Source organism: Roseateles sp. FW305-36 (assembly GCF_058787015.1).
Genome location: NZ_JBYSZK010000009.1, coordinates 149,202 through 174,116 on the forward strand (window position 1 = coordinate 149,202; position 24,915 = coordinate 174,116).

Below are 24,915 nucleotides of genomic sequence, written 5' to 3' on the forward strand. Positions count from 1 at the left end.
TCGCCGTCCCCTCGGGGGACCGGCCAAGGTACACCTTGGACGAGGGGCACCATGTCAGCTGATGGAGCGCGCGGCCAGCACGGGGAAGAGCTTGATGAGGCCGTCGGCCAGCAGCTCGACGGCCAGGGCGGCGAGGATGAGGCCCATCAGCCGCGTCATGATGTTGATGCCGGTCTGGCCCAGCACCTTGGCGATCTTGCTGGACGCCGAGAAGACGACGAAGGTCACGAAGGCCACCACGACGCCATAGCCGCACAGCACCGCCAGCTCCCACCAGACCCGCGTCTTGTCGGCATAGATGACCATGGTGGAAATGGTGGCCGGCCCGGTCAGCAGCGGGATGGCGAGCGGCACGACGGCGATGCTGGCACCGGCGTCGGCCTTGCTGGAGCCCTCGGACACGTCCTCCTTGCGCGCCTCGGCCGGCTGGGCATTGAGCATCTGCAGCGAGCTGATCAACAGCAGGCAGCCGCCGCCGACCTGGAAACTGGCCAGCGAGATGCCGAAGAACTCGATGATCTTCAGCCCGAACAGGGCGCTCAGCGCGATGACGATGCCGGCCGTGCAGGCGCTGACCAGGATGGTCTTGCGCCTTTGCTGGCGCGAAAAGGCCGAGGTGAAGTGGATGAAAAAGGGCACCACGCCGACCGGATTCACGATGGCCAGCAGCGCGACAAGAGGCTTGTAGATGTCCATGGCGGGCGATTGTGAAGCCCTGCGCCGGGCGTGTGGAAAAACTCAGTCCGCTGACTGATTGCGGAGGTCGCACAGATAGTCCAGCCCTGCTGCGCCGCGGGAACCCCACCAGCTCAGCAGCTCGCCGTCCACCAGCCGCACTTGTGCCTGCGGGCACAGGGCCTGCGCTTCGGCGACATGCGCTGGACCGAAGCGGTAGGGCTCGGAGCTGAGCAGCACGCTGTCGATGTCGCGAAGCCAGGCTTCGTCGCCGCGCAGGGTCGGGTAACGGCCGGCGCCGTGGTCGCCGCCGAGGACCTCCGGCCAGGTGTGCCAGCCCGCCTCGGCCAGCAGCGTGGAGATATAGGTGTCGCGGGCGACCGTCATCCAGGGCTCGCGCCAGATCAGATAGAGCACCTTCTCGGCCGGCCAGGCCTGCTGGCGACAGCGCGCCAGGGCGGCCGAGAACCCGGCCGCCAGCGCCGCGGCGCGCTCGTTGACGCCGGCTTCGCTGGAAAAAGCCACGCGCAGCAGCTCGAACAGCGCGAGGTTGTCCTCGGGCCGGCGTGGATGCGTGACGATGACCTCGGGCACGAATTCCCGCAGCGCTTCGGCCGTTTCGAGCCGGTTCTCGTCGATGTTGACGACGACATGGCTGGGCGCGAGCTTTTTCAGCTTGGCCAGGTTCACGTCCTTGGTGCCGCCGACCTTGGGCACATCCTTCAAGGCCGGAGCCGGATGGATGCAGAAGCCCGTGCGGGCGACCAGGCGGGGACCCAAGCCGAGCGCCACCAGCGTTTCCGTCGCGCTGGGCACGAGGGACGCAATTCTTGGCCCCTCGGTTGGCGAGTACGCCGACCGATCCCCCGAGGGGATGCTGAGCCGGCTAGGGGCGGCCCGGCGCTCGGCTCGCGGCGCCGTCATTCCGGCTCGGTCACCGCGAGATAGACCGCGCAGCAGCCGCGCAACCAGACCAGCGTTGGCAGCACCAGGGCGATGGCGAAAACGACGCCGCCGCCGATCAACGCGGCCAGGCCGAGAGAGCCGCCCTCCAGCGGCATGCCGCTGGCACCAAAACCGCGCGGGCCCAGGCCCATGACGCCGGCCAGCAACTGGCGGGCCGGCAGTTCGACCCCCGCGCCGACGATGGCCAGCCCGGCCACCAGCCGGCTGCCGCTGACGACGACAAAGCTGACGGCGGCGGTGGCCAGGGCCGTCATCAGATAGACGGCCGACATCAACAGGGCCGTTTCGGGCAGGCCGTGGCGCAGGCGTTCGCGCAGGAAGCCGATCACGCCGCGGCTGCGCCGCCCGGCCCAGACCGCCGGCCCCGCCAGGGGACCCACCAGCACGACCAGCACAAAGCTGACGCCCCCCAGGGCCAGCACCCCGGCCGGCAGCACAAGGGCGAGCAGGGGCGCGCCGATCACCGGCCAGCGGGTGGCCCACAGCAGGCCGGCCAGCGCCAGCACGATCGCTCCGGCCAGCGCCAGGCAGGCCGACAGGGCCACCAGCACCCGGTGGCCGCTGCGCAGCGCGTCCGCCAGCGCCTCCTGCGGGTCTCGCACCGTGCGCCCGCAGGCCTGGTCCATCAGCATCAGGCCCGTGGCGTTGACGCCAAAAAAAGCGACGGCCAAACCCAGGCCCAGCCAGAGGGCGCTGAGCAGGCTCTGCTCGCGCATCAGGGCGGACTGGGCCATGGCCAGCAGCAGGCCGGCAAAGCAAAAGCTCGCCAGCAGGGCGTAGAGGGCGCGCAGATTGCGAAGCGCGTCCACGCTGGCGAGGATGCGGGACAGGGCGGAGAGCGGGCTGGGCGTCATGAATTCACGTTCGGGCGGCGATGGTATCGATGAAGGCAAGGTGATGACTCCACGGCGCCAGGGTTTGTGCTAGCTCGGAAAAACAACACTTGTAAGAGTGCCGTTCATCAATCTCATTACCCCGCCACCATAATCAATTGCCTGTGTCTGGACGCCGCACCTTCGCTTGAATGGTTCACGATGGGTTGAAGCTCCACATGGTTTTTTGGTTTTGAGAAGAGAAGGGCTTCCCCATGGGAAACAAGCTTTACGTGGGCAATCTCGCCTACAGCGTGCGTGACGAATCGCTGCAAGAAGCGTTCGGTCAGTTCGGTACGGTGACCTCCGCAAAGGTCATGATGGATCGTGAAACCGGTCGCTCCAAGGGTTTCGGCTTCGTCGAAATGGGTTCGGATGCCGAGGCGCAGGCCGCCATCAACGGCATGAACGGCCAGGCCCTGGAAGGCCGCGCCATCGTCGTCAACGAGGCTCGTCCCCGTGAAGAGCGTCCGGGCGGCTTCGGTGGCGGCGGTGGCCGCTCCGGCGGCGGCGGCTACGGTGGTGGTGGTGGCTACGGCGGCGGTGGCCGTTCCGGTGGCGGCGGTGGCTACGGTGGTGGCGGCGGCGGCTACGGCGGTGGTGGCGGCGGCTACGGCGGTGGCGGCGGTGGCCGTTCCGGCGGTGGCGGCGGCTACGGCGGTGGCGGCGGTGGCCGTTCCGGCGGTGGCGGCGGCTACGGTGGTGGTGGCGGTGGCTACGGCGGCGGTGGCCGTTCCGGCGGCTACTGATCCCCCGACGACCTCGCAAGAGATCTGAGCAAAGCGCCCTTCGGGGCGCTTTGTCATTTCTGGTCTGGTGATTCTTCTCTAGAAGGCCAATGTCGCCTTGGCGAAGACCTCGTTCGCGCGCACGGCCCCCGGCTGTTCGCGGGCGCGGTTCAAGCCGACGCTGATGACACGGGACAGGCCGACGCGGTGCTGGAACATCAACGCCAGCACGCGGCCGTGGTCGTCCTGGGCGGCGAGGCGGGCGCCCGCATCCTCGCGGCGGTTGAAGCGGGTCTGCTGGTGGATGAGGCGCAGCGAATCGCGCGGGCTCAGATGCAGCACGACCAGGCTCTGGGCGCTGCGGTCCGTGAAGGCGCGCCGCCCATCGGGCGCATCGACCCAACCCAAGCCGAAGCGCTGCTCGAACTCCAGCCACAAGCCCGCCGGCAGCGGCATGCGCATCTGGGCCTGCAACTGGCCCTGGGCGCCCAGGCCGACGCGGTCGGCGTCGAAGTCCAGGCGACGGCCCCATTCCACCTCGGCATTCACGTAGTTGAGCAGTTCGCCCGGGTTGGACTCGATGCCCAGCAGCAGGGTGCGCGTGGCGTGCAACTGGCTGCCACTGCGGGCGCGATGCGAGTCCAGGCCGACATGGCCCCAGACACCGGTGTTGTGTGCCGCGGCGAACCAGAAGCCCGGCTGCACGAGACGGTCGACAACCTGGCCGGCCGCCACACCGAGCAGGGGATCGGCCAGCGTGCGCGTCTCCTGCAACTTGAGCTGGGCCTCGTGGTCGTGCATGGCGATGCCCGCGAACTCGCGCGGGCCCAGACGCAGCACGCCGAAGGCCGAGGTGCGGCGCACGCCGCTCTGGCTGACGAAGCCGTTGTCGTTGGCGAAGCGCGGGCTGATCTCCTCGACGTTGACGTTGGCCACCCAGTCCGCGTCACGGTGGCGCCAGGCCAGCCAAGCACGGTGGCCGCGTTCGCGGCTGACGCGCTGCACCTGGCCGTCGGCGTCCAGGCCCAGCGTCGTGTCCGACAGCAGCAGGTGGCCGCGCCACTGGTCGCTGTCGCTGGCGCGCCAGACCCCGTCGCTGCCGATGACCTGGGTTCCCAGGCCGTTGCCGAAGTCGCGCAGCGACAGCAGTCCGGCCAGGCCCAAATGGCCACCCTCGCCGAATTGCATGCGGCCGCGGGCGAAGCTGGCCTCGGAGTTGCGCGGCTGGGTGCCGCTGCGCGTCGCGAAGGCGCCGGCGCGCAGCAGCGTGCCGCCGCCGGCGTCGCGCAGATGCAGGGCGGTGGCCTCGGCACCGGCGCCGCGCCAGGTGGCGCGCAGGCCCCAGTCGGGGTCGGTGATGGCGCGGGTGTAGAAGGCGGCCAGGCTGCGGTTCTCGCCGGACTCGTCGGGCTGGGTCGGGCCGACGACGTCGGCGCTCTCCAGGAAGAAGGGCCGCTTCTCCGGCACGCTGAGGGCGAAGCGGGTGTTGCCGGCGAGCTGGGGCGCGTCGAGCTCGACCTGGGAGAATTCGGGGTTCAGCGTCGCGTCGATGACCCAGTCGGCGCGCGGCCGCCACTTGAACTCGGCGCCGAGGGACGCCTTGCGCGAGCGGCGCGTGCCGTCCGCCTCGCTGCTGCCGCGCGTCGAGCGCAGCGTCAGCTCGGGGCGGAAGCCGACGAAGCTGCGCTCGCGCACTTGTTCGACGAGGTCGCCGAGGCCGTCCAGCGGCTGCAGTTCGGCGATGAAGCTCAACGCATCCTTGCTCAGGGCCGGCGCGCTGACGTTGAGCGTGCGGTCCTCGCGCGGGATGTTGCGCGCCACCATGACACGCCACGGCGCGCCATCAGCGTGCGGAAAGCGCAGGGCCGCGAGCGGCCAGCGCAGCTCGATGCTGTAGCCGTCGGGCATCCGGGTCGCGGCGGCCTCGATGTCGAAGTCGGGGGCCGAGTCCTCGCTGTCTTCCTCGGCCGCGAACAGCCCGTCCTCGACGCCGCCGGCCGCGCTGACGCGCACATACTGGGCCGCGCGACGGTGGCCGACGGGGTCGATGAAGACGGCGATGAAGTCCTGGTCGGCCTTGACCTGATCACGCCGGGTCAGCGGCGCGCGGATGCGGTCGGGCTCGGGGTCCCAGGCGCGGATGCCGAAGACCAGGGCGTCCTCGGTGACGAGGACCTGCACGGTGGTGCGCCAACGCGCGGCCTGCTTGTCGACGGGCAGGAATTGCGCGAAGCGCTCGTAGACCGGGGCGCGCTGCCAGGCCGCGTCGTCGAGGCGGCCGTCGATGACGGGCGTGGCTTCGCCGACGGCCAGACGCAGGGCGGCGGGTTGAGAGAGTTCGGGGGCGTTGCCCCAGGCGGGCAAGGCCAGGGCCAGCAGGCCCGGGCCGAGGAGGCGAAAAGTCATGGAAGTCGTCCGAGATCGGCTGCCGCGCCAGGCGGGCGGCAGGAATCAGGTGGGCGTGCGCGAAGCGCAGCCGGCGAGCGGCGCTGACACGGTGTCAGCGCGCGGGCACTAGCAGGGGTGAAGCACCTTGGCCATGATGTCCTCCTGGGCTGCGTCGGGCAGCTCTCGGTACGAAGGCGCGCAGTGTAGCCACGGTGCGCGCGTTGTGACTACTCGCTTGCGCGCTTCTTGCGTGGCCGGCTCCCTAACGCCCTGTCATAGAGCCAGTTGGGCAGCAGGCGCAGGATCTTGGCCATCACGCCCATCTGCCAGGGGATGACGCGGTAGCTGACCTCAGCACGGATGGTGCGCACGGCCTGGTCGGCGAAGTCCTCGACCTGCATCAGGAAGGGCATGCTGTAGCGGTTGCCGCGCGTCAGCGGCGTGTCGATATAGCCCGGCAGGATGGTCACGACGCGAACGCCGAAGGGCCGGCATTCGCCGCGCAGGCTCTCGCAGTAGGCGACGACGGCCGACTTGCTGGCGCAATAGGCGCCGTGGCCCGGCAGGCCGCGGATGGCGGCGACGCTGGCGACGCCGACCAGCGTGCCCGAGCGGCGCTCGTTCATCGCGGCGACGAAGGGATGGAAGGTGGCGGCCAGGCCGACGTTGTTGGTCTCGAAGGTGCGGCGCATGACCTCGAGGTCATCGAAGTGGGCCGTGTCCATGCCGATGCTGATGCCGGCATTGGCGATGACGACGTCGGGCAGGCCTTGCGCGGCGATGCATTCGCGGCCGATTCGGGCCATGGCGTCGAGGTCGGCCACGTCGGCGCCGTAGACCTTGAAGCGCGCGGCATCGAGCTGCTGCTCGGCAGCCCAGCGCTCGACCTCGGCGGTGCGACGTGCCACCAGCGCAAGACGGGCGCCGTCGCGGTAGTAGCGCAGCGCCAGCGCCTGGCCGATGCCGCTGGAGGCACCGGTGATGAAGACCAGTTCGGTCATGCGAGCCCCTCGTCCCGCGGGTACGCGAGCCGGCCTTGCAGGCCGCGCCTCGGCAGGTGCCGCGGCTCTTCGGCAGGCACATGCCGCCCACTGGGCGCCACGTGTCCGGCCTCAGCCCCCGCGGGGATGGAGTGCCGGCTAGGGGCGGCCCGGCGCTCGGCCCGTTGAATCATTGACGGCTCCTGGAGGTGATCTGGCCCTGGGCCTTGCCGGTGAAGCTGACCTGGCCGGTCAGGTGGCGGTATTCGAAGTTCTGCGCGTTCAAGGTCGAGCCGCCCTGGCGGATGGTGACGGGCAGGTGGGAGCGCAGGATCTCGCTGTTGGACAGGGCCTGCAGGAACTCGCCGCGCACCTCGAGCTGGGCGGGCGCGTTCTCGCCGGCGCCGGGCGGCAGACGGCGCAGATGAACGTCGCCGAGCAGCTGCATGTCGCTGCCGTCACCGTTGCTGACGGCGCGCCTGGCGGTGGCGATGGCCAGGCTGCCGTCGGGCGCGATGGCGCGCACACGGGCCTGGTCGATCTCGACGGTGTCGGTATCGGGGTAGTGGCGCAGCTCGGCGCCGGCGATCTGCACGTGCATGCGTCCGTCCGCGCCGATGCGCTGGATCTCGAAATTGGCCATGCGGTAGTCGGGCACGTGGCGCGGCGCGGCCACCTCGCCCGGCGTGTCGATCAGCGGCGTGTTCTTGACCAGCCACCAGGTGCCGCTGGCCAGCACGGCCATCAGCAGCAGCGGCAGATAGTTGGACAACAGGCTCTGCGCCCGCCACAGCAGCGGGCGGGGCTTCTGGCGGCGGGGTGCCGGTGCCGGCAGCGCAACGGGAGTCAAGGGCTCTTGCCTCCGTCCAGCGTGTCGTGATGGGCGTTGAGCAGGCGCTCGTAGTGGCCGGCCGCCATCAGCAGCAGGTCGCAATATTCGCGTGCCGCGCCGTGGCCGGCGGCCGCCTTCGTGACGTGATGGGCGATGGCCAGCACCTCGGCATGGGCGCCGGGCGGGGCGCAGGCGAAGCCGGCCCGCGTCATCAGCGGCAGGTCGGGCCAGTCGTCGCCCATCACGGCGACTTCGTCCCAGCTGGCGCCCAGTGCGCTGAGCAGGGGAGTGGCGGTGGCGAGCTTGTCCTTGACGCCGTAGACGGCGTGCGCGAGGCCCAGGTCGGCCACGCGGCGGCGCACGGCCGGGCTGTCGCGGCCGGTGACGATGACGGGCGTGATGCCGACCTGCTGCAGCGACTTCAGGCCATGGCCGTCCAGGGTGCTGAAGGCCTTGAACTCTTCACCGTTCTCGCCGATGTAGATGCGGCCGTCGGTCAGCACGCCGTCGACGTCGAAGATGGCCAGCTTGATGGCCAGGCCGCGGCCCTGGGCCTTGACGAGGAGTTCGGGGGGGAAACGCAGGGCAGGCCGCATCAGATCACCTTCGCACGCATCAGGTCGTTGATGCTGATGGCGCCCAGCAGGCGCTGCTCGGCATCGACGACGAGGACGACGGTGATGCGGGCGGCTTCCATCAGGTCGGCGGCGTCGACGGCCAGGGCCTCGGCGCCGACGGTGCGCGGCTTGGCGTGGGCGACCTCGGCGGCGGTCAGCGCGCGCAGGTCGCGGCCCTGCTCGACGAGGCGGCGCAGGTCGCCGTCCGTGAAGATGCCCTGCACGCGATCCTCGGCATCGACGATGACCGCCATGCCCAGGGCCTTGGCGCTCATCTCGCGCATCAGGTCGGTGAAGCCGGTATCGGCCTTCACGCGGGGCAGAGCGTCACCGCTGCGCATCAGGTCGCGCACATGCGTCAGCAGCTTGCGGCCCAGGGCGCCGCCGGGGTGGGAGCGGGCGAAGTCCTCGGCCTTGAAGCCGCGGGTGTCGAGCAGGGCGACGGCCAGGGCGTCGCCCAGGGCCATCTGGGCCGTCGTGCTGGCGGTGGGCGCCAGTTGCAGCGGGCAGGCCTCCTCGGCCACGGCGCTGTCGAGCACCACGTCGGCATGCGAAGCCAGGCTGGAGGCGGCGCGGCCGGTCATGGCGACGATGGGCACGCCCAGGCGCTTGAGCACGGGCAGGATGGCATTGAGCTCGTCGCTCTCGCCGGAATTGGACAGGGCCAGCACGACGTCGCTGGGGGTGACCATGCCCAGGTCGCCGTGGGCGGCCTCGGCGGGGTGGACGAAGAGGGCAGGCGTGCCGGTGGAGGCCAGGGTGGCGGCGATCTTGCGGCCGACATGGCCGCTCTTGCCCATGCCCATGACGGCGACACGGCCGCGGCAGCCCAGCATCAGCTGCACGGCGGCCGCGAAAGCGTCGCCCAGGCGGGGCGCCAGCTCGGCCAGGGCGCGGGCCTCGACCTCGAGCGCCTGACGGCCGATGCGCACGGCGCGCTCGGCGGCAAAGACGGGAGAACTCATCCAGCCAGTGTAGACAAGGCCCGTCCGTGGCGTGACTTACGCCCGTCACGGCGGAAAGCGGCCGGTCGGCAGCAAGACGGCCCCCCGAATCTCCCCAACAATGCGCGCCCATGTCCACCGAGCCTCTCGCCCCTTCCCCGCGCGCCGCCGCCCTGGCCTTGGGCCTGACCTTGCTGGCGCTGCTGGCCTGGGATGTCAGCCGCCTGGACCTCTGGGCGATGCGCCAGGTGGGCGACGTCAGCGGGTTCGCGCTGCGCGAGGTCTGGGTCACGCGGGTGCTGATCCACGAAGGCGGGCGCCTCGTCTCCTATCTGGCCATGGGCTTCATCGTCGTGCTCAACCTGGCCCCCCGGCTGCTGCCGGCGTTGAGCAGGCGCGAACGGCGTTGGTGGCTGGTGACGACCCTGGTCTGCCTGGCCGTCATCTCGCTGATCAAGCGCTTCAGTCTGACGAGCTGCCCCTGGGACCTGGCGGAGTTCGGTGGCAAGGCCCACTACATCTCGCACTGGGTGCTGGGCGTCCAGGACGGTGGCGGCGGGCATTGCTTCCCGTCCGGCCACGCGAGCGCGGCCTTTGCCTATCTGGCCGGCGGCTGGGCGCTGGCGCGCGCCTATCCGCGAGCGGCCAAGGCCTGGCTGCTGGCCTGCGTGGGCCTGGGCGCGGTCTACGGGGTGGGTCAGATGGTGCGCGGCGCCCACTATCCCAGCCACACCCTGTGGACGGGATGGATCTGCTGGGCCGTGACCGTCGTTGCGGTCTATCTCGGCCCCTGGCGGCTGCGCCGCCGAGCCACGGCCTGAAACAAGTCCCGCGGCCCGCAAAGGGTTTCCACAGAGCCGGGTGATCGGCCGTCGGCCTAGACTGGCCCGACAAAGCGCACCACGGAGGAGACACCGTGCAGCGGACCGACATCTCGGATCCGGCCTATTTCCACAAGGTCGTCGATTGCCAATGGGCCTGCCCGGCGCACACGCCGGTGCCCGAATACATCCGCCTCATCGCCCAGGGGCGCCATGACGAGGCCTACTGGGTCAACTGGGTCAGCAATGTCTTTCCCGGCGTGCTGGGCAGAACCTGCGACCGGCCCTGCGAGCCCGCCTGCCGGCGCGGCCGGGTCGAGGAGAAGCAGGCCGCCAAGCCAGAACCCGTCGCCATCTGTCGCCTGAAGCGCGTGGCGGCGGACAGCAAGACGGACGAGTTCCGCGCCATGCTGCCCAAGCCCGCCGCGAAGAACGGCAAGCGCGTGGCCTGCGTGGGCGCGGGGCCGGCCTCGCTGGCGGTAGCGCGCGACCTGGCACTGGAGGGCTATGCCGTCACGGTGTTTGACGGCGAGGCCAAGCCCGGCGGCTTCATCCGCACCCAGATCCCGCGCTTCCGGCTGCCGGAACGCGTCATCGACGAGGAGTGCGGCTACATCCTCGGCCTGGGCGTCGAATGGCGTTCGGGCCAGCGCATAGCCTCGATGAAGGCCCTGCTGGGTGAAGACTACGACGCCGTCTTCGTCGGCTGCGGTGCGCCGCGCGGGCGCGACCTGCAGCTGCCCGGTCGGCAGGAGGCCGCCGAGAGCATCCACATCGGCATCGACTGGCTCTCCAGCGTCAGCTTCGGCCATGTGACGGCCGTGAACCCGCGCGTCATCGTGCTGGGCGGCGGCAACACGGCCATGGACTGCTGCCGCTCGGCGCGGCGGTTGGGAGCCTCGTCCGTCACCGTCGCCGTGCGCAGCGGCTATGCACAGATGAAGGCCTCGCCCTGGGAAAAGGAAGACGCCGAGCACGAAGGCATTCCCATCCTCGACTTCCATGTGCCGCTGGCCTTCGAGCATGTGGACGGCAAGCTCACCGGCATGCGCTTCAAGAAGGCACAGACCGGCGAAGAGGTCGTCATCCCCTGCGACGAGGTGCTGATCGCCGTCGGCCAGGAGAACAGCTTCCCGTGGATAGAGCGCGATGCGGGCATTGCTTTCAACGAGCATGGTCTGCCGGTGCTGGACCCGCAGAGCTTCCAGTCCACGCTGCCTCACGTCTTCTTCGGCGGCGACGCGGCCTTCGGCCCGAAGAACATCATCACCGCCGTGGCCCATGGCCATGAGGCGGCCGTCAGCATCGATCGCCTGCTGCACGGCGAGCCGGTCACGCAGCGCCCGCCGCCGCACGTCAACCTCGTGTCCCAGAAAATGGGCATCCACGAGTGGAGCTATGACAACGCCATCACCAACGACCTGCGCAGCAAGGTGCCCTGGACGGCTGCCAACATCGCGCTGGCCAGCATCAAGGTCGAGGTCGAGCTGGGCTTCGACGCGGCGACGGCCTTCAAGGAGGCCCAGCGCTGCCTGAACTGCGATGTGCAGACGGTGTTCGCGCCCAAGCTCTGCATCGAGTGCGATGCCTGCGTGGACATCTGCCCGATGGACTGCATCACCTTCACCGAGGATGGCGACGACCTGCGCGGGAGGCTCAAGGCGCCGGCCCTGAACCTGATGCAGGACATCTATGTCGAGGGCGGGCTGAAGACCGGTCGCGTGATGGCCAAGGACGAGGACGTCTGCCTGCACTGCGGCCTGTGCGCCGAGCGCTGTCCGACGGGGGCCTGGGACATGCAGAAGTTCATGCTGGTGACGGCGAAGGCGGGCGCGTCCTGCCGCGACCATGCCACCCGCAAGGAGGCGGCATGACAACAACCCCCACGCGCGCTTCGCGCACTGCCCCCCGAGGGGGCTCGGCCTCCCTAGGGGCTGCCCGTCGGGAGGCCGCATGAGCCGGATCGAAGCCGTCAACGACTTCGTCGTCAAGTTCGCCAACGTCAACGGCTCGGGCTCGGCCTCGGCCAATGAGCTGTTCGCGCGCGCCATTCTGCGCATGGGCGTGCCGGTCAGCCCGCGCAACATCTTCCCGAGCAATATCCAGGGCCTGCCGACCTGGTACGAGGTGCGCGTCTGCGAGGCCGGCTGGCTGGGCCGGCGCGGTGGCGTCGACCTGATGGTGGCCATGAACCCGCAGACCTGGTCCCAGGACCTGGCCGAGATCCAGCCCGGCGGCTATCTCTTCTACGACAGCACCAAGCCCATGCCGCCGAGCGCTTTCCGCGCCGACATCCACGTCATCGGCATGCCGGCCACGGCCATCTGCAACGCCACCTACGACGTGCCGCGCGAGCGCACGCTGTTCAAGAACATCCTCGTGCTGGGGGCGCTCAGCGAGCTGATGGGCATCGAGGCGGCCGTCATCGAGAAGTTGTTCGCCGAGCAGTACAAGGGCAAGGAGAGACTGCTGGACTCCAATGTGCGCGCTCTGCACGCCGGCCGCGAATTCGCGCGCGACCATCTGTCCGTCCAGCCCTTCGGACTGGCCGTGAAGCGCGCCGATGCGGTGGGCGACAAGATCTTCCTGGAAGGCAATGCGGCGACGGCCCTGGGCTGCGTCTACGGCGGTGCCACCGTCTGCGCCTGGTACCCGATCACGCCGTCGTCGTCGGTGGCCGAGGCCTTCGAGAAATACGCGGTGAAGTTCCGCACCGACCCCGAGACCGGCGAGAAGCGCTATGCCATCGTGCAGGCCGAGGACGAGATCGCCTCCATCGGCATCATCACCGGCGCGGGCTGGAACGGCGCGCGCGCCTTCACGGCCACCTCCGGCCCCGGTGTGTCGCTGATGACCGAGTTCCTCGGCCTGGCCTATTTCGCCGAGATTCCCTTCGTCGTCATCGACGTGCAGCGCGGTGGCCCCAGCACCGGCATGCCCACGCGCACCCAGCAGGCCGACCTGCTGTCCAGTGCCTACGCCTCGCATGGCGACACCCAGCATGTGCTGCTGCTGCCCGAGGACCCGCGCGAATGCTTCGAGTTCGCTGCCGACGCGCTGGACCTGGCCGAACGCCTGCAGACGCCGGTCTTCCTGATGAGCGATCTCGACATCGGCATGAACCAGCGCCTGTGCGCGCCGCTCGAGTGGGACGATGAACGCCGCTACGACCGCGGCAAGGTCATGACGGCCGAACAGCTCGATGCCGGCAAGGAATTCGCCCGCTACAAGGACGTCGACGGCGACGGCATCCCCTGGCGCACGCTGCCGGGCACGCATGCCAGCAAGGGCGCCTACTTCACGCGCGGCACGACGCGCAACGAACAGGCCATCTACTCCGAGCGCGGCGAGGACTACATCCGCAACGTCGAACGGCTGCGCGCCAAGTTCGCGACGGCTGCATTGATCGCGCCCCAGCCACTGGTGCGGGCTGCGTCGCAGAAGACGCGCCTGGGCGTCCTCTACTTCGGCTCGACGGCGCCGGCCATGGACGAGGCCCTGGCCGCGCTGTCCGAGGCTGGCATCCACATCGACGCGATGCGGCTGCGCGCCTACCCCTTCGCGCCCAGCGTGACCGAGTTCATCGAGGCCCACGACGCCGTCTTCGTCGTCGAGCAGAACCGCGACGCGCAGATGCGCCGCCTGCTGGTCAACGAGCTGGAGGTGGCGCCGGCGCAGCTGATCAAGGTGCTGCATTTCGACGGCACGCCCATCACGGCTCGCTTCATCACCGACGCGATCACGCGCCATGTCCACGCGCTCGCCACAGCGCCGAGGAGCGCTGCATGACCTACCTGGCGAAACCCAAGCTGCACCACCCCAGCCTCACGAAGAACAAGGTCGGCTACACGCGCCGTGACTACGAGGGCAAGGTCTCGACGCTGTGCGCCGGCTGCGGCCACGACTCCATCTCCGGTGCCATCGTGCAGGCCTGCTGGCAGCTCGACATCGAGCCCCACCGCGTCGCCAAGCTCAGCGGCATCGGCTGCTCCAGCAAGACGCCCGACTACTTCCTGGGCGCCAGCCACGGCTTCAACACCGTGCACGGCCGCATGCCCAGCGTGCTGACCGGCGCCTACCTCGCCAACCGCGAACTGCTCTATCTGGGCGTGTCGGGCGACGGCGACTCGGCTTCCATCGGCCTGGGCCAGTTCGCCCATGCCATGCGGCGCGGCGTGCGCATGATCTATATCGTCGAGAACAACGGCGTCTACGGCCTCACCAAGGGCCAGTTCAGCGCCACGGCCGACAAGGGCTCGGTGGCCAAGAAGGGCGCCACCAACAACGACGCCGCCATCGACCTCGCAGGCCTGGCCCTGCAGCTCGGCGCCACCTATGTGGCGCGCAGCTTCTCGGGCGACAAGGAGCAGCTCGTGCCGCTGATCGAGGGCGCTATCCGCCACGGCGGTGCGGCCTTCATCGACGTCATCAGCCCCTGCGTGGCCTTCAACAACCATGCCGGATCGACGCGCAGCTACGACCATGTCCGCGCCCACAACGAGGCCTTGAACCGCATCGACTTCATAGCCCTGGCCGAAGAGCAGGTCGCCACCGGTTCACCCGACGTCATCGATGTGCCGCAGGCCGACGGCACGACGCTGCGGCTGCGCAAGGTGGCGCCCGACTACGACCCCACCGACCGCCTGGGCGCCATGAACGCCATGCAGCTGCGTGCCGCCGCCGGCGAGATCGCCACCGGCCTGCTCTACGTCGACCCGGCGGCCAGGGACTGGCATGCGGCCCAGCGGACGGCGGCGACCGCGCTGAATGCCCTGGGCGAGAAGGATCTCTGCCCCGGCGCGGCGGCGCTCGCCCGGATCAACGCAAGCCTGAGGTGATCGACTGATCCGGGGCCGCGCGCTTAAAGGCGCCGCGGGCCCTGAACCAGGCCACGGCCTCGGCCAGCCACTCGGGACGGTGGAAGGCGAGCTGATGCTCGTCGCGCTCGTAGATCACCAGGCGGTGCTCGACGCCAGTCTTGCCGAGAGCCGCGTCGAAGGCCAGCGCGTCTTCGATGGGCGCGCGCCAGTCCTGGCGGCCGTGCAGCAACAGGATGGGGGCGCTCAGCGCGCCGGCCCAGGCAATGGCACTGCGCCGCTCCAGCGCCTGGTCGCGGCCCGCGGCGTGGTCGAGCATCATTTCCTTCCAGCCGACTTCGAGTGCCGGCCGGGAGGCGAGGGCGGCCTTCAGGTCGTAAAGCCCGCCGCGGAATGCTGCTGCCTGCACGGGCAGGCCTTGGCGCATCGCAAGCGCGCCCTGCATGGCGCCGCGCGACCCGCCGAGCAGATAGAGCCGATCGGCGTCGGCCTGCGGCAGCGAGCGCGCCAGCGGCAGCAGTGCGTGCACGTCCTCGACGTCTGCGCCGCCGAACTCGTCGGCACCCTGGCCGCCGTCCACGCCACGGTACTGGGTTGCCACGACGACGAAGCCCGCGTCGGCCAGCCACGCCAGGTTCAACAGCGTCACCGGCTCGATCTTGCCAAACTCCCGGTTGCCGCCGCGCAGCCAGATCAGCACGGGGTGCGGGCCCGGCGCGGCCGGGCGCAGCACGAAGCCGATGACGCGCAGGCCTCCGCTGGCGTAGACCACGCGCTCGCAGCGGCCTTCGTGGGCCGCCGCGACGAGGCGCTGGTGCTCGGCTTCCGTGAAGACGGTGGACAGCGGGCGGGCGGCGAGTTCGCGGTCGAGACCGGCCTTCAGGATGTCCGGCTGGAAGTAGTCCTGAACGGCCTGAGCGAAGGCCTGCGGATCCGCGTCGAGCGGGCAGGGGCCCCGTTCGAGGATGGTTCCGTCCGCAATCGGCTGTGCAAGCGCCACGGCGGCCGTCAGGGCAAGGATGGCGAATGCCTGGGTCAAGGTCCGGAGCGACTGGGACATGGTGACATCCTCCCGCGTGGCGGGCAGTATCCCGGCGCCGCCGTGGCCTGCCAATCGGCAAATTGAGGATCGGGGCCCTCGCGCCGGCCGCGCCCTCCACGGCGCCGCCCCGGGGTGAAAAAGAACTCCGTCCAGGCACGGCAGCGCTCCCGAAATCGATGCGGGCCTGAGATGATGCGAGGCATGCGCTCGTTCCCTCTCGCTTGCCTCACCGCCCTCGTTCTGACCGCCTGCGCCAGCTCCAGCCAGGACAAGGTGGCCACCGCCGCCACCACGCCGCTCAGCGACCTCAACGTCGTGCGCGCCGACATCCCCGAGGTGCTGAAGGCTGCGGCCGCCGCGCCCTATGCGATGCCGGCCGACGCCAGCTGCGGTGGCCTGGCCGCCGGCATCCGTGCGCTGGACGAGGTGCTCGGCCCCGACCTTGATGCGCCTCACACCAGCGGCAACACCGGCCTGCTGGACCGCGGCGAGGACGCCGCCACCGGCGCCCTGCAGCGCACCGCCGAGGGAGTCATTCCATTCCGTGGCTGGGTGCGCAAGCTCAGCGGCGCCGAGCGCTATGCCAAGCAGGTCAGCGCGGCCATCACGGCCGGCGGCGTCAGGCGCGGCTATCTGCGCGGCCTGGCCACGGCCAAGTCCTGCACGGCCGCACCGGCGAAAGCAGCCTAGCCGGCGCGCGAACACACAGTCCTTTGCTGGGCGCGAACACTCAGCAAACTTCTGACTACGGGGTGGCAAAGCTGCGTCGGCAGACTCGCCGACGATGCCTGCCGCCCGCTTCTTCCGTCGTTTCCCGTCGCGCACCGCCGTCCTCGCGGCCTTCGTCTTCCTGCTCTGGATGGTCGTCGGCACGACCTGGTTCCTGCGCACCTATCTGGGCCTGGTGACGCCCGACCAGGTGCTGTATCACCTGCAGAACGGCGGTCTGGACTATGCGGATCCGCGCATGCTGTGGCGGGCCTGCCGCTGCCTGTTGGCGGTGCTGGGCCTGACGGCGCTCAGCGTCTTCCTGCTGCAGCGCATGAAGCGCTGGCATCGGCGCCTGCTGCTGGCCCTGCTGGGCACCGGAGCCGTGGTGTCGGTCAACGCGACCGTTTCCGACCCCTGCCAGCCCGAAGCCGACGGCGGCGACTATCTGGCCCGCCACTACGTCGACCCCGGCCAGGTCCAGCTGCAGCTGCCGGCCGAGCGGCCCGACGTGCTGGTCGTCTTCGTCGAGTCCCTGGACGAGGGCTACACCCGCCCGCGCGAGCCGCGGGCGGCCCTGCTGCCCAGGCTCACGCGCATGCAGGACGACTTCCAGACCCTGGGCGAGCTGCGCAACCTCAGCGGCGCGAGCTGGACGGTGGGCGGCATGTTCAGCGCCCTGTGTGGCGTGCCGCTGCAGCCGGTCGGCCTGATGAGCCACAACTCGCTGGAATACAGCCGCCGCTTCTTCGAGGGCGGCCAGTGCCTGACCGACCTGCTGGCGGCGCGCGGCTGGGACATCAGCTTCTATGGCGGGGCCTCGCTGAAGTTCGCCGGCAAGGGCCGCTTCCTGGAGGACCACCATGTCGCGCGCCGCTTCGGTGCCGAGCAGTGGCTGCAGCGCGGCATCCCCGTGCCGCGCGAAGGCTGGGGGCTGCTGGACAGCGAGCTGGTCGAGCAGGCCTGGATCGACATGCAGCGCCCGCGCAAGGCCGGCGAGGCGCGCATGAGCCTGCTGCTGACGGTGGACACGCATGGCCCTTCGGGGGCGCATGATCGCGGCTGTGTCGCCGATGCCGTCGTCGACGAGGATGACGACGAGCCGGCTGACGTCATGCGCGAGGCCTTGCGCTGCACCGACCGCGTCGTGGCAGGCCTGGTCGAGCATTTCGTCAGCGAGCGCAATGGCCGCCCCAAGGTCGTCTGGATCATGGGCGACCATCTCAACCCCGAACCCATGCTGAATGGCGAGCTGGTGCCGGAGGACCATGGCCGCGCCGTCTTCCACGCATTGGCGCGCTATGACGCCCAGGGCCGGGCGCTGCCGGCGGAAGACCTGCAACGCGAGTTCACGCATGTGGACATCCTGCCCACGCTGGCCGAGGCCATCGGCCTGCGCTGGTCAGCCCACCCGCACCGCCTGGGCCTGGGCATGTCGCTGCTGGCCGGGCCTGAGCACGCCACGCTGGCCGAGCGCGACGGCATGACCGTCGTCAACGGCCGGCTGTCCTGCCGCTCGCCGCTGTATCAGCGCTTGTGGATGAAGGCGTAGGGTCTGTTCACGCGACGGCAATGGGTCGCGCAGGCCCTAGCTCAGCCCCAGGGAGGGCTCCTGCGAAGCCTCGTCCACGGGCTTGGCTGGTATGGTCGCCAGTGCCAGCTCCGCACTGTTCAGGGCGCCTTCGATGAAGCCCTGGTAGTCCGAATAGGCCTCGCCGACGATGTGCAGATTGCGCGCGCCGCTGCCGAAATCGAAGGCCTTGAAGGCGTCCATGACCTTCCACGAGCGCACCCCCGGCTGCCAGCCGTGGTTGGCCGCGCCATAGGGCGCCCGGGCCCAGTCGCGGATGCCGTAGGTGATGATGGAGTTGCGGATGTACTGCGTCGTCTCGGCCAGGCTCAGGTCGCCGAAGATGCGCCTGGCGTTGTCGGTCAGCTTCAGGGCCGACTCGGCGTTCGCGTCCGCCGCGCGCTTCACGTCGCGCGCGACGAAGAGGGCGAAGGCGTCGACGATGCGCGCGTTCTGGTCCACCTCGGCGCGGTCGTGGCGGTCGCCGTCGATGACGTAGTGGCGCCAGAACTCGGTGGACGGGCGGTCCATGTAGAGCAGCACCATGCCGTGGCCGTCGGCATCGGCTTCGGGTGCGCGGCGGAAGTAGTGGATCTCGCGCGTCGGCATGCAGTTGGCGTATTGCTGCGGCGCCTGGCCATAGCTCCACCACGGCGTGTTGCAGACGAAGAAGACCTTGAGCATGGGAAAGCCGTTGACGCTGTCCAGCTGCGAGGCGATGTGCTCGGGCAGATGGCGGGTCAGCTTCAGCAGCGGCAGGCGCGGCAGCGCGAGGATAAGGCGCTCGGCGCGCAGCGTGATGGCCCCGTTCTGCGTCGCCACGTCCAGTGCCAGCGTCGGCTTGCCCAGCTCCACGGCGCTCACGCCCCTCAGCCTGTGGCCACCGGCCAGCGTCACGTTGGCATGGCCGCGCAGGCGCGCGAGCAGGCCCTCGGTCAGCTTGGCTGAGCCGCCTTCGATGCTGGCGAGCTGCTGGCCGACGGTCTTGAGGGCGCGCAGCCACCAGATGATCCACTCGGCCGCGTTCAGGTTCTCCGGGATCATGTGATAGAAGGTTCCGGTGTCGCGCAGCTTGACCAGGGCCCGATGGCTGAGGATGCCCTGGGCCGACAGCGCGTTCCAGAAGCCCATGTCCCACAGGGGCTGGCCGTGCAGCTGGGCGTGCTTGCGCAGCCGCATGTAGTCGGCCTCGGTCAGCGCGTCGATCCAGGCCTGGTCATCGGGCGAACGGCCCATGACAAGCATGATGCCGCGCTTGAGCAGCTGCAGGGAGTTCAGGCCGCGCTCGGCCTCGGGCAGGTCGAGGTCCTCGCCCGTCACCTGGTCGGATGAGGGGCCGGAGAAGTCCAGCAGGCCGACGCCCAACTCCGCGCACAGGGCCGCGAAGCGCGGCTGCAGCGTCGGCTCGAAACGCATCGGGCCGTACTCGGCGATGAAGCCGTCCATGTCCTCGGTCTCGATGCGCCCGCCCCAGCGGTCGGCCGCGGCCTCGAGCACGAGGATGCGGTGGCCGGCATCGGCCAGGCGCAACGCGCAATACAGGCCCGACACGCCGCCGCCGGCGATGACGATGTCATAGGTCGTCATGGCAATGCTCCACTTGTATGTACAACTGGGGCGCAAGCATATCGGAGCCGGGATCCGCGGCTACCATCGCGGCCCTTTCTGCTGCCAAGGCGCTGCACATGCGGTTCTCATGGATTTCGATGTGTGCGGGCCTGCTGCTCGCGTCCTGCTTCGGCATGGTCAACGCTGCCGCGCCGATGCCGTTGCGCACCGAGTTGACGTTGACCCATGTCGCCGCCGACAAATGGCGGGCCGACTATGTGTTTGCCGAGCCCATCACCGCCCTCGAGCTGGGCGCGCCGATCCGCAGCTATCGCCAGCAGGCCTGGCGAGTTCTGACGCCTGGCGTCACCTGGGCGGCGCGAGCCGACCGCGAAGGCCTTCGCAGCAGCCAGCCCCTGACCCGGCTCAGCGTCGAGATCAGCGCCTACGACGGTTATGCCGAGGGCGCGCAATATGCCCCGATCAACCGCTTTTCCGACGGCGGCTGGAACTTCTATGTCGGCTTTCTCTATGGCGGGCTGACCCAGGGCGACCGGCCCCGGACCATGGATGTGGCGCTGCATCTGCAGGGATTGCCGGCTGAAACGGCGAGCGCGCCCATCAAGCCCGGCACCGAGTTGGAAGGCTATGCCTACTTCGGGCCGAACCGGCCCGTCCGCATGGGCCGTGTGGACGTCCTCATCGACCCGCAGGCGCCGGCCTGGTTGCGCGAGGTGCTGCAGGACACCACGGCCAAGGTGTCGCAGTTCTACGAGCGGGCCTTGCAGCGCCAGCTGATCGGCACGCCGCTGATCTCGGTGGCTGTGGTCGGGTTCGACGGCCAGCCCGGCAGCATCAGCATCAAGGGCGGCGCCGTTGGCGGCGGCATCGCCTACCGCCTCGAAGGGCGCGGCCTGGTCGAAGACCATCCCAAGAAGCGCAGCTACATCGCGGCCCTGGTGGCCCACGAGATGGCGCATGTGTGGCAGGTCAACCTGGTGCGCGGCGGCGTCGGCGAGAACGAGGCCTGGGTTCACGAAGGCGGCGCGGAAGCCCTCATGCTGGAGGCCCTGCGGTCGACCGGCCTCTTCACCGCGGAGATGGCCGATCAATACGCGCAGAAGCTGCTCCAGGAATGTGATCAGCTCCAGGGCGATGTGACGGTGTATCGCGGCTTCTATGCCTGCGGCTTCAAGCGTTTCCACGGCTACGCGATGCCACCCGTGCCGCTGTGGCGGGCCATGCTGGCGCGCAGTGAAAGCAGCGGGGAGTTCTATTCGGAGGCCATGATCCAGGGCCTTCTGAAGGCGTCTGCGGCGTCTGCGGCACGCTAGCGCCGTCTCCCCCTAGACTGCCCTCCCAGTCCAACAAGATTCAGGGAGATCGGACGATGAGGCAACCCCAGCTGCCCGACAACTTCGAAGCAGCGAGGCCGCATCTGCGGCCGCTGCTGCGGGGCCGATGGCATTTCGAGATGCCGCGGCTGCAGGCCGAGATGGAAGGTGCCAGCTACGATGGCCACCTGGCCACCATGCCCTTCAGCCACGACGCCGTGGTGGCCCTGGGCTATGACCTGGACGACCGGACCTGGGCTGTCGATCCCGGTCATCTGTCGACCTGGAAGATCTCCTTCCAGGAAGGCCTGAAGCAGGCCATGCAGAACCTGCGCGCCATCGAGACGCCGCCCTTTCATGAGCTGGAAGGCGGCGTGCGCATGGGCGGCTGGGCCGATGGCTACGACACCTCGCGCATCCTGCTGCCCGAGGTCATGCGCCAGTGCGGCATCGACGACGACCTGATCCTCATGATCCCGTCGCGGCGTGTCGGCATCCTCGTGGCGCCTGCCAGCGCCGTGGATGCCCAGCTCCACATGCTGGGCCATGCCCGCACTTGGATCGAGGCGCACGGCGGCCTGATCTCCACGGCGATGTTCCGCTACCAGGACCGGCGCGTGACCACCTACACGCCTTCGAATGCGCACCTGGCCACCAAGCTGGGTGATCTGCAGAAGATCGGTGCCGCTGCCCTCTATGGCGAGCAGAAGGACCTCCTCAAGGCCCTGCACACCCGTCAGGGCCGGGACATCTTCGTGGCCAGCTACTCGGTGGCGGAACGGCCCAACGGCTGGCTGTCGGCATGCTCCTGGACCAAGGGCCTCACCTCGCTGCTGCCCAGGACCGACCTGGTCACCATGGTCATCGTCGATCCGAAGGGCGGCGACCAACACCGGACCAAGATCCTCGACTGGGACACCATGCGCACGCTGGCGGGCGAAAGGCTGCAGGCGGTGGACGGCTTTCCGCCGCGCTTCAAGGTGTCGGACTTCCCCTCCGATGACGAACTGGCCCGCACCCCGGCGGCCAGGATCTGACCGCGAACGCCAGGCTCAGGTCGACATGGCGCGCAGCGCCAGCCAGACCGGCAGGCCGAGGTAGAGCGCAAGCAGGCCCAGCTGTTCCAGCCGGGCGCGTACGGCCACGGCCTGCTGGGGGCGCAGCAGGCCGCCGGCGAAGGCGCCCAGGTCGATCACCGCCCGCAGCGCCGCGGCGCACAGCACCACACCGGCCATCCAGGCCGCCCACCACAGTGCGAAGGCCACCAGATAGGCGACCAGGCCGAAGGTGTAGAACTCGCCGAAAGGGCTGCCGTAGGCAATCCTCTGGTGCAGCTGGAAGGCGGCGATCGCCAGCACCAGGGGCAGCAGCAGGAACTTGAAGCCCGGCCGCGCGAGCCGGCTGGGTTGCAGCTGCGCGCGGCTGCGGGCCCAGGCCCACCAGGCGCTTGCCAGCGCCTGCTCATGAACGGCCAGGCCGAGGGCGCGCGCCAGGGCCCAGGGGTCGCGCAGGCACAGGCCATGGGGCCAGCGTTCACCCGAACTCACGCGCAGGGCCGCACCGGGTGCGGGCAGCGGCAGGCGCCAGGGCTCGACGGCGGCGATCTCGTGCAGCGGGATCTCCAGGCGCTGCACGTTGCGCGTGAGCACCAGCCGGCCGTCCTCCAGCGTGAGCTCCGCCGTGCAGGCCTGCAGCAGCAGCCACGCCGCGGCTTCGGGGATGAGGCAGACGGCCACGAACACGCGCAGCAGGGCGAGGGTGTTGGTCGACAAGGAAGCGTCGCCCCACAGGATGGTGGCGCCCACGGCCAGCGCGCCGCCGCGTGAGATCAACCTCAGCAGCCCGGTCACCACGCGGGCGGCGCGTGGCAGGACGACCAGGCGCTGGGGCAAAGCCGCTGTTCCTGCGGCCACCGGCACGTCGCCGGTCCAGCGGCGCAGCGCCGCCAGCAGGGCCAGGCCGGCCAGCAGAGCGGCAGCGGCGCGCCCGACCCAGTCGCCCCAGCGCACCATCAAGGTCGGCACGGGGTCGCGCGCCGGCAGGTCGCCGATGACCAGGGTGCGCTCGCCCATGCGGGTGGTGGCGATGACGTTGCCGCGGGCGTCGATGACGGCGCTGAAGCCATTGGTGGTGACGCGGAACTGCGGCAGCCGGGTCTCGATGCTGCGAAACGCCGCGACGGCCTGGTGCAGTTCGGCGCCCAGCGCGTAGTCGGTGAACCAGGCATCGTTGGACATCGTCAGGATGACCTGCGCGCCCAGCCGCGCACCGTCAATGGCCAGGCCGGGGTCGGTGTCGTCCAGGCAGATCAGCGGCAGCACCGGCACCTCGCGGCCCCCATCGCGATCGTCAGCCAGGCGCAGCGGAAAGATGCGCGCGCCCGTGCCAGGTTTCCAGGCGCCCGCGCCGGGCAACCAGCCGCGCACCGTGGGCGTGTCGGCCCAGGCGGGCAGGGCCTCGGTGAAGGGGAAGAGCCGGGTCTTGCGGTACATGCCGAGCAGGCCGGTCTTCGGCAGCACGAAGGCGGCGGCGTTGTATTCGCCGGCCTCGTCACGGTCATAGCTGCCGAAGACGAAGGGCACGCCGGCCGCGTCGACCATTGACTGGATCTCGGCGTCCAGCTCGGCGCCGGCCTGGCTCTTGGGCTGGCCGAAGCTGGTGGGGTAGACGGTCTCCGACCACAGCACCGCGTCCACGTGCTGGCGCTCGACAGCGTCGTAACTCATCGCGAAATGGGTGTCGAGCACCTCGCGCACGAAGGCGCCGGAACCCTTTTCGCGGCGCTGGCGCTCGTAGTCGGTGATGTTGGACTGCACCAGGCCCAGGCGCAGCGGCCTGGCGGTGGACACGGGCTCGGGCTGCGTGGCGACGAGACCATAGCCGGCCAGCAGCAGCGGCCCCGCCGCGACCCAGGCCAGCGGCGACGCGATGGCACGCCAGCCGGCGCGGCGCCGGGCCAGCGCCGCGCCCAGGGCCTCGTTACCCAGCAGCAGCATGACGGTCAGCCCCGCGGCGCCGCCCAGTTCAGCGGCCTGTCGCAGCAGCGGCGCGGGATAGAGGCCGTGGCCCAGGCTGTCGCCCAGCAGATGCGGCAGGGCCCATTCGGCCGCGACCCAGGCGGCAGCGCCGGCGCCTGCAGCGAGCGGCGCGCCGTGATGGCGGCGCGCGAAATGGCGCACCAGGGCGAAGACGAGGATCTGCGGCTGGAACAGCGGCGCGGCCAGCAGCAGCAGGGCCAGGCCGGCGCCCGCGCCGATCTGCGTGTAGGCACCCAGGGCGCTGCCGAACCAGTAGAAGACCGCGGCCGTGTAGGCGACCGACAGGGCCCAGGCGCTCAGCAGCGTGGGGCCGAGGCGGGTTTCGGCATCCAGGGTGCGCAGCCAGGGTACGAGGGCGACAAAGCCCAGCATCCAGGCCGGGCCGCCACGGGCGTAGAGGCCGCACAGCAGGGCGGTCGCGGCGACGCCGGCCCACCGGCTGCGCGCGAAGCGGATCAACGCGGGCCGTCCAGCGGCGCCGGCACGACGATGCGCCGGATCGGCAGCCCCGGGGGCGCCAGTTCAGGCGGCACGACCCGGTCGGCCGGCACGGCCACCGTGCGACCGTTGACGATCACGGTCTGCGCGTCCGGCGAGAACATCAGCAGGGGCTCGATGCGCTGGCCGTCGTCGGTGGCCTGGAAGTGGCGCACATAGCCCGGCGGCAGCTCGAAGCCCTCGGGCACGGCCAGGCCGATCAGCGGCGGCCGGGTACCAGGCGGATTGAAGGCGCCCAGGCCGGTGCGCACGCCGGCCGCATGCAGTCGCTGGATCACTTCGACCATGGTGGGGCGCTCGCCTTCGTTGACGTAGTCGGCCAGGTCGGGCGTCTGGTCGCCATCGGGATCGCGCAGGCGCGGGATGCGGGCGACCGGTGCCGTGTCGGGCGCGGCCATGGCGACCACGGTGGCGGGGCCGCTGGCTTGCGGCGTCTGCGCCAGTGCCATCGCGAGCGCCAGGTGTGGCGGCGGCGTCGCGGCAGTGGGCGGCGGCGCGTCGGCCGCCGGCCACCACCAAGACCGCCCACCCACAACA

Annotated in this window: 21 protein-coding genes; 9 read left to right on the plus strand and 12 right to left on the minus strand. The window is 70.1% G+C overall.

Going from position 1 to position 24,915, the window contains the following annotated elements:
* Window positions 1–54: 54 nt before the first annotated feature.
* Genes AC3WOE_RS17930 through AC3WOE_RS17940 form a run of 3 tightly spaced genes read right to left on the minus strand, consistent with a single transcriptional unit; the run spans window position 55 to window position 2,495 of the window.
* Window positions 55–696, minus strand: a complete 642-nt coding sequence (locus AC3WOE_RS17930) for a MarC family protein (RefSeq protein WP_492692328.1) — start codon at window positions 694–696, stop codon at window positions 55–57.
* Window positions 697–738: 42 nt separating this feature from the next.
* Window positions 739–1,599 carry a helical backbone metal receptor gene (locus AC3WOE_RS17935; RefSeq protein WP_492692330.1) on the minus strand — a complete coding sequence of 287 codons (861 nt, stop codon included), beginning with the start codon at window positions 1,597–1,599 and terminating at the stop codon, window positions 739–741.
* Window positions 1,596–2,495: a hypothetical protein gene (locus AC3WOE_RS17940; RefSeq protein ID WP_492692331.1), complete on the minus strand. Its 900-nt coding sequence runs from the start codon at window positions 2,493–2,495 to the stop codon at window positions 1,596–1,598. Before AC3WOE_RS17940 ends, AC3WOE_RS17935 begins: the two co-directional genes overlap by 4 nt.
* 233 nt (window positions 2,496–2,728) lie before the next feature.
* On the opposite strand from AC3WOE_RS17940, the gene rbp reads away from it, so the two are divergent.
* Window positions 2,729–3,262, plus strand: coding sequence for an RNA-binding regulator (gene rbp / locus AC3WOE_RS17945; protein WP_492692332.1), 534 nt, complete (start codon window positions 2,729–2,731; stop codon window positions 3,260–3,262).
* 78 nt (window positions 3,263–3,340) lie between these two features.
* On the opposite strand, the gene AC3WOE_RS17950 is transcribed toward rbp, so the two are convergent.
* The 5 genes from AC3WOE_RS17950 to AC3WOE_RS17970 form a co-directional block, all read right to left on the minus strand.
* Complete coding sequence (locus AC3WOE_RS17950; RefSeq protein WP_492692334.1) at window positions 3,341–5,647, minus strand: carbohydrate binding family 9 domain-containing protein; 2,307 nt, start codon at window positions 5,645–5,647, stop codon at window positions 3,341–3,343.
* 209 nt (window positions 5,648–5,856) lie between these two features.
* On the minus strand, window positions 5,857–6,630 hold the full coding sequence (locus AC3WOE_RS17955) for an SDR family oxidoreductase (RefSeq protein WP_492692336.1): 774 nt from the start codon (window positions 6,628–6,630) through the stop codon (window positions 5,857–5,859).
* A gap of 169 nt (window positions 6,631–6,799) precedes the next feature.
* Complete coding sequence (lptC, locus tag AC3WOE_RS17960; RefSeq protein ID WP_492692338.1) at window positions 6,800–7,459, minus strand: LPS export ABC transporter periplasmic protein LptC; 660 nt, start codon at window positions 7,457–7,459, stop codon at window positions 6,800–6,802.
* Window positions 7,456–8,037, minus strand: a complete 582-nt coding sequence (locus tag AC3WOE_RS17965; RefSeq protein ID WP_492692339.1) for a KdsC family phosphatase — start codon at window positions 8,035–8,037, stop codon at window positions 7,456–7,458. The genes lptC and AC3WOE_RS17965 overlap by 4 nt, the downstream gene beginning before the upstream one ends.
* Window positions 8,037–9,023: a KpsF/GutQ family sugar-phosphate isomerase gene (locus AC3WOE_RS17970; RefSeq protein WP_492692340.1), complete on the minus strand. Its 987-nt coding sequence runs from the start codon at window positions 9,021–9,023 to the stop codon at window positions 8,037–8,039. Before AC3WOE_RS17970 ends, AC3WOE_RS17965 begins: the two co-directional genes overlap by 1 nt.
* A 110-nt stretch (window positions 9,024–9,133) precedes the next feature.
* Here AC3WOE_RS17970 and AC3WOE_RS17975 point away from each other — a divergent pair, with 110 nt between their 5' ends.
* The 4 genes from AC3WOE_RS17975 to AC3WOE_RS17990 all read left to right on the plus strand — a co-directional run bounded on the left by AC3WOE_RS17975 (window position 9,134) and on the right by AC3WOE_RS17990 (window position 14,661).
* Window positions 9,134–9,823 (plus strand): phosphatase PAP2 family protein, encoded by a 690-nt coding sequence (locus tag AC3WOE_RS17975; protein WP_492692341.1) that lies wholly within the window; start codon window positions 9,134–9,136, stop codon window positions 9,821–9,823.
* 95 nt (window positions 9,824–9,918) lie between these two features.
* The gene (locus AC3WOE_RS17980; RefSeq protein ID WP_492692342.1) at window positions 9,919–11,697 is read left to right on the plus strand and encodes an FAD-dependent oxidoreductase; all 1,779 of its coding nucleotides are present in this window, start codon (window positions 9,919–9,921) and stop codon (window positions 11,695–11,697) included.
* Between the two features lie 79 nt (window positions 11,698–11,776).
* Entirely contained in the window at window positions 11,777–13,612 is a 1,836-nt protein-coding gene (locus AC3WOE_RS17985; RefSeq protein WP_492692344.1) for a 2-oxoacid:acceptor oxidoreductase subunit alpha, read from the plus strand.
* Complete coding sequence (locus tag AC3WOE_RS17990) at window positions 13,609–14,661, plus strand: 2-oxoacid:ferredoxin oxidoreductase subunit beta (protein WP_492692345.1); 1,053 nt, start codon at window positions 13,609–13,611, stop codon at window positions 14,659–14,661. Before AC3WOE_RS17985 ends, AC3WOE_RS17990 begins: the two co-directional genes overlap by 4 nt.
* Here AC3WOE_RS17990 and AC3WOE_RS17995 read toward each other — a convergent pair.
* Complete coding sequence (locus tag AC3WOE_RS17995; protein WP_492692346.1) at window positions 14,642–15,700, minus strand: alpha/beta hydrolase family protein; 1,059 nt, start codon at window positions 15,698–15,700, stop codon at window positions 14,642–14,644. The genes AC3WOE_RS17990 and AC3WOE_RS17995 overlap by 20 nt on opposite strands.
* Before the next feature lie 183 nt (window positions 15,701–15,883).
* On the opposite strand from AC3WOE_RS17995, the gene AC3WOE_RS18000 reads away from it, so the two are divergent.
* Window positions 15,884–16,372 (plus strand): hypothetical protein, encoded by a 489-nt coding sequence (locus AC3WOE_RS18000; protein WP_492692348.1) that lies wholly within the window; start codon window positions 15,884–15,886, stop codon window positions 16,370–16,372.
* Window positions 16,373–16,466: 94 nt separating this feature from the next.
* Window positions 16,467–17,942 (plus strand): sulfatase-like hydrolase/transferase, encoded by a 1,476-nt coding sequence (locus tag AC3WOE_RS18005; protein ID WP_492692350.1) that lies wholly within the window; start codon window positions 16,467–16,469, stop codon window positions 17,940–17,942.
* 36 nt (window positions 17,943–17,978) lie between these two features.
* Here AC3WOE_RS18005 and AC3WOE_RS18010 read toward each other — a convergent pair whose 3' ends face one another.
* Window positions 17,979–19,547 carry a flavin monoamine oxidase family protein gene (locus tag AC3WOE_RS18010; protein ID WP_492692351.1) on the minus strand — a complete coding sequence of 523 codons (1,569 nt, stop codon included), beginning with the start codon at window positions 19,545–19,547 and terminating at the stop codon, window positions 17,979–17,981.
* A gap of 98 nt (window positions 19,548–19,645) precedes the next feature.
* Here AC3WOE_RS18010 and AC3WOE_RS18015 point away from each other — a divergent pair, with 98 nt between their 5' ends.
* The gene (locus AC3WOE_RS18015) at window positions 19,646–20,842 is read left to right on the plus strand and encodes a hypothetical protein (protein WP_492692353.1); all 1,197 of its coding nucleotides are present in this window, start codon (window positions 19,646–19,648) and stop codon (window positions 20,840–20,842) included.
* 56 nt (window positions 20,843–20,898) lie between these two features.
* On the plus strand, window positions 20,899–21,879 hold the full coding sequence (locus AC3WOE_RS18020) for a DUF1444 domain-containing protein (protein WP_492692355.1): 981 nt from the start codon (window positions 20,899–20,901) through the stop codon (window positions 21,877–21,879).
* A 15-nt stretch (window positions 21,880–21,894) separates the two neighbouring features.
* Here the strand turns inward: AC3WOE_RS18020 and lnt are convergent, their stop codons facing one another.
* Complete coding sequence (gene lnt / locus AC3WOE_RS18025) at window positions 21,895–24,339, minus strand: apolipoprotein N-acyltransferase (RefSeq protein ID WP_492692357.1); 2,445 nt, start codon at window positions 24,337–24,339, stop codon at window positions 21,895–21,897.
* On the minus strand, window positions 24,336–24,915 hold a 580-nt coding region (locus AC3WOE_RS18030; RefSeq protein WP_492692359.1), incomplete at its 5' end, for a hypothetical protein. The genes lnt and AC3WOE_RS18030, both read right to left, overlap by 4 nt.

Excerpts from the sequence above, each read along its gene's own strand:
- rbp (WP_492692332.1), top strand. The coding sequence starts at position 2,729 with ATGGGAAACAAGCTTTACGTGGGCAATCTCGCCTACAGCGTGCGTGAC.
- AC3WOE_RS17955 (WP_492692336.1), bottom strand. The coding sequence starts at position 6,630 with ATGACCGAACTGGTCTTCATCACCGGTGCCTCCAGCGGCATCGGCCAG.
- AC3WOE_RS17995 (WP_492692346.1), bottom strand. The coding sequence starts at position 15,700 with ATGTCCCAGTCGCTCCGGACCTTGACCCAGGCATTCGCCATCCTTGCC.
- AC3WOE_RS18010 (WP_492692351.1), bottom strand. The coding sequence starts at position 19,547 with ATGACGACCTATGACATCGTCATCGCCGGCGGCGGCGTGTCGGGCCTG.
- AC3WOE_RS17975 (WP_492692341.1), top strand. The coding sequence starts at position 9,134 with ATGTCCACCGAGCCTCTCGCCCCTTCCCCGCGCGCCGCCGCCCTGGCC.
- AC3WOE_RS17985 (WP_492692344.1), top strand. The coding sequence starts at position 11,777 with ATGAGCCGGATCGAAGCCGTCAACGACTTCGTCGTCAAGTTCGCCAAC.
- AC3WOE_RS18020 (WP_492692355.1), top strand. The coding sequence starts at position 20,899 with ATGAGGCAACCCCAGCTGCCCGACAACTTCGAAGCAGCGAGGCCGCAT.
- AC3WOE_RS17940 (WP_492692331.1), bottom strand. The coding sequence starts at position 2,495 with ATGACGCCCAGCCCGCTCTCCGCCCTGTCCCGCATCCTCGCCAGCGTG.
- AC3WOE_RS18005 (WP_492692350.1), top strand. The coding sequence starts at position 16,467 with ATGCCTGCCGCCCGCTTCTTCCGTCGTTTCCCGTCGCGCACCGCCGTC.
- AC3WOE_RS17950 (WP_492692334.1), bottom strand. The coding sequence starts at position 5,647 with ATGACTTTTCGCCTCCTCGGCCCGGGCCTGCTGGCCCTGGCCTTGCCC.
- AC3WOE_RS18000 (WP_492692348.1), top strand. The coding sequence starts at position 15,884 with ATGCGCTCGTTCCCTCTCGCTTGCCTCACCGCCCTCGTTCTGACCGCC.
- AC3WOE_RS18015 (WP_492692353.1), top strand. The coding sequence starts at position 19,646 with ATGCGGTTCTCATGGATTTCGATGTGTGCGGGCCTGCTGCTCGCGTCC.
- AC3WOE_RS17970 (WP_492692340.1), bottom strand. The coding sequence starts at position 9,023 with ATGAGTTCTCCCGTCTTTGCCGCCGAGCGCGCCGTGCGCATCGGCCGT.
- AC3WOE_RS17935 (WP_492692330.1), bottom strand. The coding sequence starts at position 1,599 with ATGACGGCGCCGCGAGCCGAGCGCCGGGCCGCCCCTAGCCGGCTCAGC.
- AC3WOE_RS17990 (WP_492692345.1), top strand. The coding sequence starts at position 13,609 with ATGACCTACCTGGCGAAACCCAAGCTGCACCACCCCAGCCTCACGAAG.
- AC3WOE_RS17930 (WP_492692328.1), bottom strand. The coding sequence starts at position 696 with ATGGACATCTACAAGCCTCTTGTCGCGCTGCTGGCCATCGTGAATCCG.
- AC3WOE_RS17965 (WP_492692339.1), bottom strand. The coding sequence starts at position 8,037 with ATGCGGCCTGCCCTGCGTTTCCCCCCCGAACTCCTCGTCAAGGCCCAG.